At 63.1% G+C, this 15,206-nt stretch carries 16 protein-coding genes and 1 pseudogene; 15 read left to right on the forward strand and 2 right to left on the reverse strand.

Features of this window, described 5'->3' with window-relative positions:
* From sdhB to gltA, 3 genes and pseudogenes are all read left to right on the forward strand, one after another.
* Positions 1–97, forward strand: a pseudogene (gene sdhB, locus BG60_RS36860) (succinate dehydrogenase iron-sulfur subunit); the annotation flags it as partial.
* Position 98: 1 nt separating this feature from the next.
* Positions 99–368 carry an FAD assembly factor SdhE gene (locus BG60_RS14065; RefSeq protein WP_008354055.1) on the forward strand — a complete coding sequence of 90 codons (270 nt, stop codon included), beginning with the start codon at positions 99–101 and terminating at the stop codon, positions 366–368.
* Positions 369–504: 136 nt separating this feature from the next.
* The gene (gltA, locus tag BG60_RS14070; RefSeq protein WP_008354054.1) at positions 505–1,806 is read left to right on the forward strand and encodes a citrate synthase; all 1,302 of its coding nucleotides are present in this window, start codon (positions 505–507) and stop codon (positions 1,804–1,806) included.
* A 91-nt stretch (positions 1,807–1,897) separates the two neighbouring features.
* Here gltA and BG60_RS14075 read toward each other — a convergent pair whose 3' ends face one another.
* Both BG60_RS14075 and BG60_RS14080 read right to left on the reverse strand, forming a co-directional pair.
* Positions 1,898–2,218: a type II toxin-antitoxin system PemK/MazF family toxin gene (locus BG60_RS14075; RefSeq protein WP_008354052.1), complete on the reverse strand. Its 321-nt coding sequence runs from the start codon at positions 2,216–2,218 to the stop codon at positions 1,898–1,900.
* On the reverse strand, positions 2,212–2,460 hold the full coding sequence (locus tag BG60_RS14080; RefSeq protein WP_008354051.1) for an AbrB/MazE/SpoVT family DNA-binding domain-containing protein: 249 nt from the start codon (positions 2,458–2,460) through the stop codon (positions 2,212–2,214). The genes BG60_RS14075 and BG60_RS14080 overlap by 7 nt, the downstream gene beginning before the upstream one ends.
* 344 nt (positions 2,461–2,804) lie before the next feature.
* Between BG60_RS14080 and leuC the strand changes: the two genes are divergently transcribed.
* The 12 genes from leuC (at position 2,805) to accD (ending at position 15,129) form a co-directional block, all read left to right on the forward strand.
* Positions 2,805–4,214: a 3-isopropylmalate dehydratase large subunit gene (gene leuC, locus BG60_RS14085; RefSeq protein ID WP_008354050.1), complete on the forward strand. Its 1,410-nt coding sequence runs from the start codon at positions 2,805–2,807 to the stop codon at positions 4,212–4,214.
* A gap of 24 nt (positions 4,215–4,238) precedes the next feature.
* Positions 4,239–4,889: a 3-isopropylmalate dehydratase small subunit gene (gene leuD, locus BG60_RS14090; RefSeq protein ID WP_008354049.1), complete on the forward strand. Its 651-nt coding sequence runs from the start codon at positions 4,239–4,241 to the stop codon at positions 4,887–4,889.
* A gap of 22 nt (positions 4,890–4,911) precedes the next feature.
* Complete coding sequence (leuB, locus tag BG60_RS14095) at positions 4,912–5,979, forward strand: 3-isopropylmalate dehydrogenase (protein WP_008354048.1); 1,068 nt, start codon at positions 4,912–4,914, stop codon at positions 5,977–5,979.
* Positions 5,980–6,080: 101 nt separating this feature from the next.
* Positions 6,081–6,281: a hypothetical protein gene (locus BG60_RS38205; RefSeq protein WP_152563205.1), complete on the forward strand. Its 201-nt coding sequence runs from the start codon at positions 6,081–6,083 to the stop codon at positions 6,279–6,281.
* Positions 6,282–6,363: 82 nt separating this feature from the next.
* Positions 6,364–7,485, forward strand: a complete 1,122-nt coding sequence (gene asd, locus BG60_RS14105; RefSeq protein WP_008354047.1) for an aspartate-semialdehyde dehydrogenase — start codon at positions 6,364–6,366, stop codon at positions 7,483–7,485.
* Between the two features lie 149 nt (positions 7,486–7,634).
* Complete coding sequence (locus BG60_RS14110) at positions 7,635–9,707, forward strand: motility hub landmark protein FimV (protein ID WP_008354046.1); 2,073 nt, start codon at positions 7,635–7,637, stop codon at positions 9,705–9,707.
* Position 9,708: 1 nt separating this feature from the next.
* Positions 9,709–10,512 carry a tRNA pseudouridine(38-40) synthase TruA gene (gene truA / locus BG60_RS14115; RefSeq protein WP_008354045.1) on the forward strand — a complete coding sequence of 268 codons (804 nt, stop codon included), beginning with the start codon at positions 9,709–9,711 and terminating at the stop codon, positions 10,510–10,512.
* Positions 10,509–11,177 (forward strand): phosphoribosylanthranilate isomerase, encoded by a 669-nt coding sequence (locus BG60_RS14120; protein WP_033536877.1) that lies wholly within the window; start codon positions 10,509–10,511, stop codon positions 11,175–11,177. Before truA ends, BG60_RS14120 begins: the two co-directional genes overlap by 4 nt.
* Before the next feature lie 48 nt (positions 11,178–11,225).
* Positions 11,226–12,419: a tryptophan synthase subunit beta gene (gene trpB, locus BG60_RS14125; RefSeq protein ID WP_008354043.1), complete on the forward strand. Its 1,194-nt coding sequence runs from the start codon at positions 11,226–11,228 to the stop codon at positions 12,417–12,419.
* 11 nt (positions 12,420–12,430) lie between these two features.
* A complete protein-coding gene (locus tag BG60_RS14130) occupies positions 12,431–13,306 on the forward strand; it encodes a DNA-methyltransferase (protein WP_008354042.1) in 876 nt (291 codons plus the stop codon).
* Between the two features lie 76 nt (positions 13,307–13,382).
* On the forward strand, positions 13,383–14,186 hold the full coding sequence (trpA, locus tag BG60_RS14135) for a tryptophan synthase subunit alpha (protein WP_008354040.1): 804 nt from the start codon (positions 13,383–13,385) through the stop codon (positions 14,184–14,186).
* 70 nt (positions 14,187–14,256) lie between these two features.
* Positions 14,257–15,129 (forward strand): acetyl-CoA carboxylase, carboxyltransferase subunit beta, encoded by an 873-nt coding sequence (gene accD / locus BG60_RS14140; protein WP_008354039.1) that lies wholly within the window; start codon positions 14,257–14,259, stop codon positions 15,127–15,129.
* The last annotated feature ends 77 nt before the right edge of the window (positions 15,130–15,206 follow it).

Here is a 15,206-nt window from a genome sequence, read left to right on the forward strand (position 1 = left end):
TACGATCATGAATTGCGTCGACGTGTGCCCGAAGGGGCTCAACCCGACCAAGGCGATCGGCAAGATCAAGGAATTGATGGTGCGACGGGCGGTTTGAAATGGACGAATCTCACCAGTCCGACCCTCTTCGCCGCGCGCGCCTTCGTTGGCGCGCAAGGCGCGGCCTGCTGGAAAACGATCTGATCTTCGATCGTTTCTTCAGCCGATATGAGCATGACCTCAGCGACGCCGACGTGGCCGCATTGACCCGCCTGCTGGAGCTGAGCGACAACGAACTGATGGACTTGCTGCTGGCGCGCACGGAGCCTGAAGGCGACCTGGCGACGCCGGACGTAACCCGCTTGCTGGAAATGCTGCGCACCGTGTGATTCCAGCAGGAATTCGCGGAGTTTTGCAAAATAGGCCTGTTGCACTGCACACAGGCCGATAAAACAGTTTTGCCGCGCAGCTTCCGTCGTGCAAATTATCGAAAACCTGTATCCATACTTCGATTGAGGATGTGCTATGACCCCGTCAGATGTTAAAGCCACGCTATCGTTCAGCGACAACTCGCCGAGCGTCGAAATGCCGATCTACAAGGGCACGATGGGCCCGGACGTGATCGACATCCGCAAGTTGTACGGTCAGACCGGCAAGTTCACGTATGACCCGGGCTTCATGTCGACGGCGGCGTGCAATTCGGCGATCACGTATATCGACGGCGACAAGGGCGAACTGCTGTATCGCGGCTACCCGATCGAGCAACTGGCCGTGAACGCGGACTTCCTCGAAACGTGCTATCTGCTGCTGAAGGGCGAACTGCCGAACGAGGCGCAGAACAAGGAATTCGTGGACACCGTCACGCGTCACACGATGGTGCACGAGCAGATGCACTTCTTCTTCCGCGGCTTCCGTCGCGACGCACACCCGATGGCCGTGCTGACGGCTGCGGTCGGCGCGCTGTCGGCGTTCTATCACGACTCGCTGAACATCAACGATCCGCGTCACCGTGAAGTCTCCGCGATCCGCATGATCGCGAAGCTGCCGACGCTCGTCGCGATGGCGTACAAGTTCAGCATCGGTCAGCCGTTCGTGTATCCGAAGAACGAACTGTCGTACAGCGCTAACTTCATGCACATGATGTTCTCGAACCCGTGCGAAGAGTACAAGGTCAACGACGTGCTCGTGCGCGCTCTCGACCGTATTCTGATCCTGCACGCGGACCACGAGCAGAACGCGTCGACGTCGACGGTGCGTCTCGCGGGTTCGTCGGGTGCGAATCCGTTCGCGTGTATCGCAGCCGGTATCGCATGTCTGTGGGGTCCGGCGCACGGCGGCGCGAACGAAGCCGCGCTGAACATGCTCGAAGAGATCGGCTCGGTCGACAACATTCCTGAGTTCATCAAGCAGGTGAAGGACAAGAACTCGGGCGTGAAGCTGATGGGCTTCGGACACCGCGTGTACAAGAACTACGACCCGCGCGCGAAGCTGATGCGCGAGACGTGCCACGAAGTGCTGAACGAACTCGGCCTGCACGACGACCCGCTCTTCAAGCTCGCGATGGAACTTGAAAAGATCGCGCTGGAAGACGAATACTTCGTGTCGCGCAAGCTGTATCCGAACGTCGACTTCTACTCGGGCATCGTGCAGCGCGCGCTGGGCATTCCGACGTCGATGTTCACCTGCATCTTCGCGATGGCTCGTACGGTCGGCTGGATCGCGCAGTGGAACGAGATGATCGCCGATCCTGAGCAGAAGATCGGTCGTCCGCGTCAGCTGTTCATCGGCCAGACGCCGCGTGAAGCGAAGCCGCTGGCAAAGCGCTAAGCTGCTCGAGTTTTAGTTGTATCGAAGCCCCGGCGAGAAATCGCCGGGGCTTTTGCTTTTTTGCTCGCCGCGCGCAGAGACGGCGCCGGATTCAATCCGCGAACACCTCCTGCAAGGTATGAAGCGCGTCGGTCAGCGTGTTGTCCGCGATGCTGCCTTCCCGCTTGATGAGCCGCAGCTTGTCCACCGTGCGAATCTGATCCAGAAGAATCAATCCCTGCTTCCGCTTGAAAGCAATGGGAATGCGGAAAGGCGCAGGCTTTCCCTTCGACGACATCGGCGCGACGATGACCGTGCGCAGATGGTCGTGCATCTCCGGCGGCGACACCACTACGCACGGACGCGTTTTCTGAATTTCGCTGCCCAAGGTGGGATCGAGCGCGACCGACCAGACTTCTCCACGCACTACCATTCGAGCTCCCCGTCGTCGTCGTTGCCGAATTCGCCCATGACGAGTCCGTCCTCGCCGCTTTGCGCAATCAGCTTGCTGGCCTCGGCCCACCCTTGACGCGCTTTGTCGCGAGGCCGACGCAGGACGATCGCGTCGTTCTCGACCTCCATGTCGACCTCGTTCTCCAAGCCCAATTGCGCGAGCAGCGGCTTGGGAATCAGGATGCCCTGGGAGTTGCCCATTTTTCTGATGGTGGTTCGCATGTCGTCGACTACTGAAGAGTATGGAAGCACGATGTTATTACCTGTCGAAAGAGCCGTCAATACAATGTTATTACTGCGCGGATCGTGAGCGCTGACGACAGCCTATTGCGCGTATCGTGCGGCGAACATTCGGCCAAATGGCATAGGATCTAAGGACAGCGTCGCGATGCGCTCGAGGTTCAGCCGGGTAGTCGTCATCCGGGTACTGGAACCACTACAATAACTATCTGTTTTTAATGGGTTTTTTCCGTATCCTAGTATCCAATTCTCATCGGGTGGTGGCATAATCGATTCACGAGCCGTACACCGATAAATCCCCGCAGTCACACACGAAAGCGCTCACCATGGCACAGACTCTCTACGACAAACTGTGGAATACGCACGTTGTCCACACGGAAGAGGACGGCACCTCGATCCTCTACATCGACCGTCACCTGCTGCACGAAGTGACGAGCCCGCAGGCCTTCGAGGGCCTGAAGCTGGCCGAGCGCCCGGTGTGGCGCATCAGCGCGAATCTCGCGGTGTCCGATCACAACGTGCCGACGACCGACCGCTCGCACGGCATCGCCGATCCGGTTTCGAAGCTGCAAGTCGATACGCTCGACCAGAACTGCGACGCCTTCGGCATCACGCAGTTCAAGATGAACGACCTGCGTCAGGGCATCGTGCACATCATCGGGCCGGAGCAGGGCGCGACGCTGCCGGGCATGACCATCGTCTGCGGCGATTCGCACACGTCCACGCACGGCGCGTTCGGCGCGCTGGCGCACGGCATCGGCACGTCGGAGGTTGAGCACGTGCTCGCGACGCAAACGCTGTTGCAGAAGAAGAGCAAGAACATGCTCGTGAAGGTCGAAGGCCAATTGCCGCGCGGATGCACGGCGAAGGACATCGTGCTCGCGATCATCGGCAAGATCGGCACGGCGGGCGGCACGGGCTACGCGATGGAATTCGGCGGCTCGACCATCCGCGCGCTCACGATGGAAGGCCGCATGACCGTCTGCAACATGGCGATCGAAGCGGGCGCGCGCGCCGGCATGGTCGCGGTCGACGACACGACCATCAACTATCTGAAGGACCGTCCGTACTCGCCGCAGGGCGTCGAGTGGAATCAGGCGGTCGAATACTGGCGTCAGTTCAAATCCGATGACGGCGCGCACTTCGATCGCGTCGTCGAGCTGAATGCCGCCGAGATCGTGCCGCAAGTGACGTGGGGCACGTCGCCGGAAATGGTGACGTCGATCGACGGCCGCGTGCCCGATCCCGACAAGGAAAAAGATCCCGTCAAGCGCGACGCGATGGAACGCGCGCTGAGTTATATGGCATTGCAGCCGAACACGCCGATCGAATCGATCAAGCCGGACAAGATTTTCATCGGCTCGTGCACGAATGCGCGCATCGAAGACTTGCGCGCCGCCGCGTACGTCGTGAAGTCGCTGGGCAAGCGCGTCGCGTCGAACATTCGCCTCGCGATGGTCGTGCCGGGATCGGGTCTCGTGAAGGCGCAAGCCGAACGCGAAGGCCTCGACAAGATCTTCACGAACGCCGGCTTCGAATGGCGCGAGCCGGGCTGCTCGATGTGCCTCGCGATGAACGCCGACCGCCTGGAAGCGGGGGAGCGCTGCGCATCGACGTCGAACCGCAACTTCGAAGGCCGTCAGGGCGCGGGCGGACGCACGCATCTCGTGAGCCCCGCGATGGCCGCCGCCGCCGCGATCGAAGGCCATTTCGTCGACGTACGCAAGCTCGCTTAATCGATCGGGACACTGAGAAAGATCATGGAAAAATTCATTGTGCACAGCGGCCTCGTCGCGCCGCTCGATCGCGAGAACGTCGACACGGACGCGATCATCCCGAAGCAGTTCCTGAAGTCGATCAAGCGCACCGGCTTCGGTCCGAACGCGTTCGATGAATGGCGTTATCTCGACGTCGGTGAGCCCGGACAGGACAACAGCAAGCGTCCGCTCAACCCGGATTTCGTGCTGAATCAGCCGCGTTATCAAGGCGCGTCGATTCTGCTCACGCGCAAGAATTTCGGCTGCGGCAGCTCACGCGAACACGCGCCGTGGGCGCTCGATCAATACGGCTTTCGCGCGATCATCGCGCCGAGCTTCGCGGACATCTTCTACAACAACTGTTTCAAGAACGGTCTCCTGCCGGTCGTGCTGACGGAGCAGCAGGTCGACAAGCTGTTTAACGAGACCTACGCGTTCGTTGGTTTCCAGTTGACGATCGATCTCGAAGCGCAAGTCGTGCGTACCGGCGACGGCACCGAGTATGCGTTCGAAGTGCCGGGCTTTCGCAAGTATTGCTTGCTGAACGGCTTCGACGACATCGGTCTCACGCTGCGTCATGCGGACAAGATCAAGCAATATGAGGCCGAACGCCTCGCGAAGCAGCCGTGGCTGAATAACCGGCTCGTTGGATAACCGCGCATAAAGGAAGCGAAAGATGAAAATTGCAGTTCTCCCCGGCGACGGCATCGGTCCCGAAATCACCGCCGAAGCGGTCAAAGTCCTGAACGCGCTCGGCGAGAAGTTCGAGCTGGAAGAGGCGCCGGTCGGCGGCGCGGGCTACGAGGCGAAGGGGCACCCGCTGCCCGATTCCACGCTGGCGCTCGCGAAGGAAGCCGATGCGATCCTGTTCGGCGCCGTCGGCGACTGGAAGTACGACAAGCTCGAACGCGCGCTGCGTCCCGAGCAGGCGATTCTCGGCCTGCGCAAGCATCTGCAACTGTTCGCGAACTTCCGTCCGGCGATCTGCTATCCGCAATTGACGGGCGCGTCGTCGTTGAAGCCGGAGATCGTGTCGGGTCTCGACATCCTGATCGTCCGCGAATTGAACGGCGACATCTATTTCGGCGCGCCGCGCGGCTTGCGAGAAGCCCCGGACGGCCCGTTCGCGGGCGCGAAGGAAGGCTTCGACACGATGCGCTATTCCGAGCCCGAAGTGCGGCGCATCGCGCACGTCGCGTTTGCCGCCGCGCAAAAGCGCCAGAAGAAGCTGACGAGCGTCGACAAGGCGAACGTGCTCGAAACGTCGCAGCTGTGGCGCGACACGATGATCGACGTCGCGAAGGAATATCCGGATGTCGAGCTGTCGCACATGTACGTCGACAACGCCGCGATGCAGCTCGTGAAGGCGCCGAAAGCGTTCGACGTCGTCGTGACCGGCAACATGTTCGGCGACATTCTGTCGGACGAAGCGGCGATGCTCACCGGCTCCATCGGCATGCTGCCGTCCGCGTCGCTCGACAAGAACAACAAGGGCCTGTACGAGCCGTCGCACGGTTCGGCGCCGGACATCGCGGGCAAGGGCGTGGCGAATCCGCTCGCGACCATTCTTTCGGCGGCCATGATGCTGCGCTACTCGCTCGGCAAGACGGAGCAGGCGGATCGCATCGAAAGCGCGGTGAAGAAAGTGCTCGAGCAGGGCTACCGCACCGGCGATATCGCGACGGCGGACGGCAAGGTTGTCGGCACGAAGGAAATGGGCGACGCGGTGCTGAAGGCGCTGTAATCGCGAGAAAGACGATCGGCGCGCTGAAGCATTGCAGCGGCCGATCGTCTCTTTTTACCGATGTTCGCGCACGATCCGCCCGATTTTCACGCATCTGCAGCATGACGCCGTCGAAAACGTCCGGTTATCGTGTATATTGCTTTGCTATGGCGAAGAACTCTCAATTCTCTCTGGATTCCATCGGACGCGGCTCAAAGTCGCTCGCGACGGAACTCGCCATCAGCACGCGCATCGTGGCCACTCGAGCCACGGCTAAAACGCGCATTACGAAAATCTCCATCAAAGCGATCACGATTCGCTGATCGTCCCTCGTGTCCGAGCGTCTTCCCCGCGCGGCCACGCCGGGTAAAGATGCGGGGAAGCGTCCACAGTTAAAGGTTAGTCATGAACGTAGGTCTCGTTGGTTGGCGCGGTATGGTCGGCAGCGTCCTGATGCAGCGCATGCAGCAGGAAGGCGATTTCGACTTGATCGAACCGGTGTTTTTCAGCACCAGCAATGCGGGCGGCAACGCGCCGTCGTTCGCCAAAAACGAGACGAAGCTCAAAGACGCAACGAGCATCGACGACCTGAAAAAGTGCGACGCCATCATCACGTGCCAGGGCGGCGACTACACCAACGAGGTGTATCCGAAGCTGCGCGCGGCGGGCTGGAAGGGCTACTGGATCGACGCGGCGTCGGCGCTGCGCATGAAGGACGACGCGGTCATCATTCTCGATCCGGTCAACCTGGACGTCATCAAGGATTCGCTCGTGAAGGGCGGCCGCGACTTCATCGGCGGCAACTGCACGGTCAGCCTCATGCTGATGGCGCTCGGTGGCCTGTTCCGCGAGAACCTCGTCGAATGGACGACGGCGATGACCTATCAGGCCGCGTCGGGCGCGGGCGCGCAGAACATGCGCGAGCTGCTTCAGCAAATGGGCGTGCTCTACGGTTCGGCGAAGGAAGACCTGGCGGATCCGTCGTCGGCGATTCTCGACATCGACCGCCGCGTGCTCGCCGCGATGAACGGCGAGCGCATGCCCGTCGACAACTTCGGCGTGCCGCTCGCGGGCTCGCTGATTCCGTGGATCGACAAGGATCTCGGCAACGGCATGTCGAAGGAAGAGTGGAAGGGCGGCGCGGAAACCAACAAGATCCTCGGCAAGCCGGCAATGGGTACGCCGGGCTCGATTCCCGTCGACGGCCTCTGCGTGCGTATCGGCGCGATGCGCTGCCACTCGCAGGCGCTCACCATCAAGCTGACGAAGGACGTGCCGCTCGACGAAGTGCACGGCATTCTCGCGTCGGCGAATGACTGGGTGAAGGTCGTGCCGAACGAGCGCGAAGCATCGATTCGCGATCTGTCGCCCGCGGTCGTCACGGGCACGCTGACGGTGCCGGTTGGCCGTCTGCGCAAGCTCGCGATGGGCGGCGAATATCTGTCGGCGTTCACGGTCGGCGATCAGCTCTTGTGGGGCGCCGCCGAGCCGCTGCGCCGCATGCTGCGCATTCTGCTCGACAAGTAAAGTAAACTACGCGCCTGAAGCGCGTGTCTTGCTCGAAAGCGTCGCGTTTCACGCGGCGCTTTTTTGTTTTTGTGGAGCTTTGTTGCAACGCCGTGTTTATCGAGCGGTCTTCGCTTTATGTTTCAATTTTTGCCGCACCCGGAGCCTCAATGATCCATCGAACTCGCCGGTCTTTCGTTTCGTCATCGCGTGCGGCGCTCGCCGCGGCAAGTCTCGCCGCATGCGCGATGTTCTGGGCGAATCCCGGCGATGCGCTCGCGCAGGCCTCCGCCGCCACCGGGCAAACCTACGCGGTCAAGCCGGGACAATCGTTGAGCGATGTCGCCGGCGAACTCACCGGATCCAAAGATCGCGACGTCCGCGCGAAAGCCGCGCGTGCCCTGTTCGACGCCAATCCGAGCGCCTTCAGCAGCCACGACATCAACAAGCTGAAACTCGGCGCGGTGCTGAACGTGCCCGCCGATCTGAGCGGCGCGCCGCCGGCCGCAGCGTCGGCGCCCGAGGCGCAGCAGACCGCGCCCGCCGAAACGTCCGCGCCTGCGTCTTCGTCGGCGGATACCGCCACACCGGCGCCGGAGAGCGCGGCGCCCGCATCGGCTGTGGAGCCGCAAGCCAGCGCGACGGCGGCGCCGGAGCGTGCGACGCCGGAGGCCGCATCGGCAATCGCCGCGCCCGCAAGCGCGCCCGCCACGGCCGCACCGGAACCGGCCAGCCGCAGCGGCGTGGCAGCGGCGACCATCGGTCTGTCGCCCTTCATCATCGCGATCGTGATCGTCGTGATCGGCGTCCTGCTGCTCAGAATGCGGCGCAAGAAGCGAGCAGTCGCGACGAACGACAACGACGTCGATCGCGCGCCCCGTACGTTCGCAAGTCTGGAAGAAGCCCAGGCCGACGCCGACGCCCGCAACGAAGCGCTGCGCAAGGCGCGCGAGGCGGCGGCCGGTGCTCAAGGCAAGTCGCCGGCGCGCGATCAGTCCGGACTGGCTGCGGCCGCCGCGAGCATCGGCAACGCTGAAGTAGCCCAGACGCCCGTCGCTCCGTCCGAAGATGCGTTGCCGCCGGCGACCGAGGCAAAGCCGTCGACCGCGGCGGATGAAGCACTCGTCGAGGCGAACCGCTCGCAACCGGAAGAGCCGTTCGTTCCGGTTGCGCCGGCTGCACGTCATCCCGATTTCGTACCGCCAGCCAGCGAACCGGACACCCACGAACAGCGTGAGCAGCATGCGCGCGAGATCGAAGCGCGCGAAGCGGCGCGCCGGGAAGCCGAGAAATGGGAAGTCGAAGAGCGCGAAGCCGCGGCACGCCAGGCCGCCGCGCGCGAGGCCGAGGAGCGTGAAATCCGGGCGCGCGAAGCCGCCGCGCGGGAAGCACTCGCACGCGAGCAGGCCGGTCATGCCGGCGCGGATCGCGAGGCCGAATTGCGTCAGGTCACCGAACGCGAAGAGCTGGCGCGTGAGAACGCGGCACGCGAGATCATCGCGCGCGAGGCGGAACTGCGCGAACTTCAGGCGCGCGCCGCCGAAGAGCAAGCCGCAGAGCAACGCGCCGCCGAGCAGCGCGACATCGAAGAACTGGCAGCGCGCGAGGCGGAAAAATCCGGCATCGCGCCGGACGAAGAGCCGGTGCTCGCGCATCGCTTCCCAATGCCGAAGTTCCCCCAGGACGCAATCCAGGCGCTCGGTTCGCTCGAAATGGAACTGCCGCCGCGTCTGGAACTGACGATCAAGCCGCCCGGCGCGACCGGACCGGAGACGGCTGCATCGTCGCTGAAAAATCCGCCGCTCGAGACGCCTCCCGCAGCGCTGGAACAGCCGCCTGGCGGCACGCAGCCAATCCAGCAGGCGCCGTTCATGCCGCAGCCGGTGGCGCATTTCGAAGCAGCGCGGCAAGGCCAGTCGCAAGCCCAGTCCGTTGCGTCTCAAATCGAAGCGGGTACGGCGGGCGCGGCATCGGTCGCTGGCCTGGGCGCGACAAAATTCGGCCCGCTCAGTCTCGATTTCGATCTCGGGCCGACGTCGAACGCGACGGAGGCTTTGCCTGCCCTGACGCCGGGCCAACTGGCGACCATCGCGCGCAATAAGCTCGAATTGGCAGCCGAATACATCGAACTGGGCGACCTTTCGGGCGCGCGCACGTTGCTCCAGGAAGTGATCGAATCGAACGATCCGGCGACGCGCCAGCGGGCCGCCACGCTCTTGTCGACGCTCGCACCGCATTCCTGAGATGCGTATCGCTTTAGGGATTCAGTACGACGGCGCGGCGTTTTGCGGTTGGCAGTCGCAGCCGCACGGGAAGACGGTCCAGAACGAACTGGAGCGCGCGCTCGCGCAATTCGCGCAGACGCCGCTTCCGACCGTCGTCGCCGGGCGCACCGATACGGGCGTGCACGGTCTCGGTCAGGTCGTGCATTTCGATACCGCTCTGGATCGCGCCGCGTTTTCGTGGGTGCGCGGCACGAATGCGTTCCTGCCCGACACCGTCGCGGTGCAATGGGCGAAGCCGATGCCCGACGATTTCCACGCGCGCTTCGCGGCTTTCGAGCGCACTTATTTCTACGTTCTTTACGTCAATCCGGTGCGTTCGCCCATGCTCGCGAAACGCGCGGGCTGGGTGCACACGCCGCTCGACGTGGCAGCGATGCGCGATTCGGTGGCGTGCCTGATCGGCGAGCACGATTTTTCGTCGTTCCGCGCCGCCGATTGCCAGTCGAAAACGCCAGTCAAGCATCTTTATCAGATCGATGTACGCGAGCAGGGCGACTTCGTCCACTTTCGCTTTCGCGCCAACGCGTTTTTGCATCACATGGTGCGCAATCTGATGGGATGCCTCGTCGCGATCGGACGGGGCCGTCATCCATCGTCGTGGATGGCGGACGTGCTCGCCGCCCGCGACCGCCGCGCTGCCGCGCCGACTTTCATGCCCGACGGGCTGTATCTGGCCGAGGTCGGCTATCCTGAACACTTCGCGGTGCCGCCGCCGCATATCGCCAGCATGCCCTGGAGCGCCATTTGGGCAGAGCCGAAATGACAGACCGAGATTTGCATCGCACCCGCATCAAGCTATGCGGACTTTCGCGCGTCGAGGACGTGCAGCACGCCGTCGCGCTGGGCGCGGACGCCGTGGGTTTCGTGTTCTATCCGCCGAGCCCGCGTTCGGTGAGCGTCGCACAGGCCGTCGAACTGGCGCGGCACGTGCCGCCGCTCGTGTCGGCGGTCGGGCTTTTCGTCAATGCGACGCCCGAATGGATTCGCGAAGTCACGTCGAACGTGCCGCTCTCGCTGCTGCAGTTTCACGGCGACGAAACGCCGGAACAATGCGAGGCGCTGGCATCGATTGCGGGTTTATCCTATTGGCGCGCATTGCGAATTGGGTCTGATGCGTCCACAAGCCATTTGATAGAATCGTCTCTCAAGTTCAAAGCCGCAGGCGGCCTTTTACTCGACGCGCTCGTCGAGGGCTTCGGCGGCGGTGGAAAGGTATTCGATTGGTCACTTATCCCAACAGATCTCGGGCATCGGGCCGTTTTGAGTGGTGGGTTGAACACGCAAAACGTCAGTGACGCCATTCGGCGTGTGCGCCCATACGCGGTCGATGTCTCGAGCGGCATCGAAGTGCCGGGCGCCAAGGGCGTGAAGGATCCCGCCCGAATGGCGGCGTTCGTGCGCGCGGTGCGCGAGGCGGACGCCGGGTGAATCGAACGTGGGCCGCGCTGCCGGCTACGTAACCGAGAGAGTGACGCAATGTACAACTTGCCAGACGAAAGAGGCCATTTCGGCCAATATGGAGGCGTGTTCGTCTCCGAAACCCTCATCCATGCACTTGACGAATTGCGCGTCGCGTATGACGCGGCACGTCAGGATCCCGAATTCATCGCCGAGTACGAGTACGAGCTCAAGCATTACGTGGGTCGGCCGTCGCCGATTTATCACGCGAAGCGCTGGAGCGAGATGCTTGGCGGCGCGCAGCTCTATCTGAAGCGCGAAGACCTGAATCACACGGGCGCGCACAAGGTGAATAACGTGATCGGCCAGGCGCTGCTCGCCCGCAAGATGGGCAAGCCGCGCGTGATTGCCGAAACCGGCGCGGGCCAGCACGGCGTGGCGACGGCGACCATTGCCGCGCGATTCGGCATGGAGTGCGTGGTCTACATGGGCGCGGAAGACGTGCGTCGTCAGGCGGCGAACGTCTATCGGATGAAGCTGCTCGGCGCAACGGTCGTGCCGGTCGAATCCGGGTCGAAGACGCTCAAGGACGCGCTCAACGAAGCCATGCGTGACTGGGTGACGAACGTCGAAAACACGTTCTACATCATCGGCACGGTGGCGGGGCCGCATCCTTACCCGATGATGGTGCGCGACTTCCAGCGCGTGATCGGCGACGAATGTCGCGTGCAGATGCCCGAAATGGCCGGTCGCCAGCCTGATGCCGTGATCGCGTGCGTCGGCGGCGGGTCGAACGCGATGGGCATCTTTTATCCGTACATCGACGATAAAGACGTCAGATTGATCGGCGTCGAAGCGGCGGGCGACGGCATCGACACCGGGCGCCACGCGGCGTCGCTGATGGGCGGCAGCCCGGGGGTGCTGCACGGCAATCGCACGTATCTGCTGCAGGACGAAAACGGGCAGATCATCGAAACGCATTCGGTGTCGGCGGGGCTCGACTATCCGGGCGTCGGTCCGGAACACGCGTGGCTGAAGGACGCGGGACGCGCGGAATACGTCGGCATCACCGATGACGAAGCGCTCAAGGCCTTCCACGACTGCTGCCGGATCGAGGGCATCATCCCCGCGCTGGAATCGAGCCACGCGCTCGCCTATGGCGCGAAGCTCGCGAAGACGTTGCCGCGCGACAAGGTGTTGCTCGTCAATCTGTCCGGCCGGGGCGACAAGGACATGCATACGGTCGCCGAGCGATCGGGCATTCAGTTCTGAGCCTCAGATAGATGCGCAACGTCATCGACGAGCCGTTGTCCGTCGGCGCCTTGCAGGGCGCCGGCAGCGACATCCGCAACCGCGACTTCCTGGCCGATGCCGAGAATATTCCCGACGCGTCGATCGATCTGATCGTCGCGGATCCGCCTTATGGTCTGGGCAAGGACTACGGGAACGACTCGGACATGTTGTCCGGCGACGCTTTTCTCGAGTGGACTTATCGCTGGCTCGATCTCGCGATTCCGAAGCTCAAGCCGAGCGGTTCGCTGTATATCTTTTGCACCTGGCAGTATTCGCCCGAACTGTTCGTGTTCCTCAAGCGCCGCCTTTTGATGATCAACGAGATCGTCTGGGACCGTCGCGTGCCGAGCATGGGCGGAACGACGCGGAAATTCACGTCAGTGCACGACAACATCGGCTATTTCGCGGTATCGAAGGACTACTACTTCGATCTCGATCCGGTGCGCATCCCTTACGACGCAGAAACGAAAAAGGCGCGGTCGCGGAAGATTTTCGAAGGCAGCAAGTGGCTCGAACTGGGCTACAACCCGAAGGATGTCTGGTCCGTGTCGCGTCTGCATCGGCAGCACGCGGAGCGGGTGGATCATCCGACGCAAAAGCCGCTGGAGATCGTCGAGCGCATGGTGCTCGCGAGCTGTCCGCCGGGTGGGCGCGTGCTCGATCCGTTCATGGGCAGCGGCACGACGGCGGTCGCGTGCGCACGTCATGGCCGGCAATTCACGGGCTACGAGATCAACGCGGATTACTGCGCGATCGCCGAAAGCCGCATTGCCGAAGCGCGCGCTGCACGGCTCGAGCCGGCAGAGCCCGCCCGCGTTCGACGCAAGACACTCGTCGCGACCGGCACCGCCGCCCAAGCCGAATAGCGTCTTTTTCGCTGCTGATCGCGTCAAATGCATTCAAATGCGTCCGACGCCAACGAATACGACTAAGAGAAATCTCATGTCCCGCATCAAGAATACTTTTGCGGCGCTCGCCGCACAGGGCAAGAAAGGGCTGATTCCGTTCATCACCGCGGGCGACCCGAATCCGGAACAAACCGTCGAGTTCATGCACGCGCTGGCGAAGGCCGGCGCGGACGTCATCGAACTGGGCGTGCCGTTCTCCGATCCGATGGCCGACGGCCCCGTCATCCAGCGTTCGTCGGAGCGGGCGCTCGCGCGCGGCGTGACGCTCAAGCGCGTGCTCGCCGACGTCGCGCGTTTCCGCGAAACCGACGACAAAACGCCCGTCGTGCTGATGGGTTACGCGAATCCGATCGAGCGCATGGGCGCCGACGCGTTCGCGAAAGCTGCGAAGGAAGCGGGCGTCGACGGCGTACTGGTGGTCGATTACCCGCCCGAGGAAGCGGAGAGCTTCGGCGCGTCGATGCGCGCCGCCGGCATCGATCCGATCTTCCTGCTCGCGCCGACATCGACGGACGAGCGCGTCGCGGCGGTCGGCAAGATCGCGAGCGGCTATGTCTACTACGTATCGCTGAAAGGCGTGACCGGCGCGGCAAATCTGGACGTTTCCAGCATCGCGAGTAAAATCCCGGCCATCAAGTCGCGTGTGCCCCTGCCGGTCGGTGTCGGTTTCGGCATTCGCGACGCCCAGACCGCGCGCGCCGTCGCCGATGTCGCGGACGCCGTCGTCATCGGCAGCCGCCTCGTGCAGCTGCTCGAAGACGCGAAGCCGGACACCGCGGCCGCGTCGCTGACGAGCTTCATCGCCGAAATTCGTCAGGCGCTCGACGCCGCACAGTAAAATACGCGCCGCCGCGGGCCGCCCGATTCGGGCGTGCGCCGCGCGGCAACCGATCAGTCAAGGAAAAACGATGAGCTGGCTCGACAAACTGCTGCCGCCGAAGATCAAGCAAACCGATCCCAAAAGCCGCAAGGGCATTCCCGAGGGCCTTTGGGTGAAGTGTCCGTCGTGCGAAGCGGTGCTGTATCGCAACGACGTCGAGGCGAATCTGCACGTATGCCCGAAGTGCAGCCATCACATGCGAATCGGCGCGCGCGAGCGGCTCGACCGCCTGCTCGACCCGGAAGGCCGCTACGAAATCGGCCAGGAAGTCGTCCCGGTCGACGCGCTGAAGTTCAAGGACAGCCGCAAGTATCCGGATCGCATCAAGGAAGCGATGGAAGATACGGACGAGACCGACGCCATGGTCGTCATGGGCGGCGCGATCCACACGATTCCGTGTGTCGTCGCGTGCTTCGAATTCTCGTTCATGGGCGGATCGATGGGCTCGGTGGTCGGCGAGCGCTTCGTGCGCGGCGCGCGCAACGCGCTGGAGCAGAACGTGCCGTTCATCTGCTTCACGGCCTCGGGCGGCGCGCGCATGCAGGAAAGCCTGCTTTCGCTCATGCAGATGGCCAAAACCACTGCGCTTCTGACCAAACTCGCGGACGCGAAGCTGCCGTTCATTTCCGTGCTGACCGACCCGACGATGGGCGGTGTGTCCGCATCGTTCGCGTTCCTGGGCGATGTCGTGATTGCCGAGCCGAAGGCGCTGATCGGCTTTGCCGGCCCGCGCGTGATCGAGCAGACCGTGCGCGAGAAGCTCCCGGAAGGTTTCCAGCGCGCCGAGTTCCTGCTGACGAAGGGCGCGGTCGACATGATCGTGGATCGCCGCAAGATGCGCGAAGAAATCGCCCAATTGATGGCGCTGATGACGCGGCAACCCGCCGATTCCGTCGCCTGACCCGAATGTACGTAGCGCCGCGCCGCGCGTGAACCCCGCGAGGTTCCGCGCGGCGCTTTTGTTTTTGCGATCTCGAA

Source organism: Caballeronia zhejiangensis, from assembly GCF_000698575.1.
GTDB lineage: Bacteria > Pseudomonadota > Gammaproteobacteria > Burkholderiales > Burkholderiaceae > Caballeronia > Caballeronia zhejiangensis.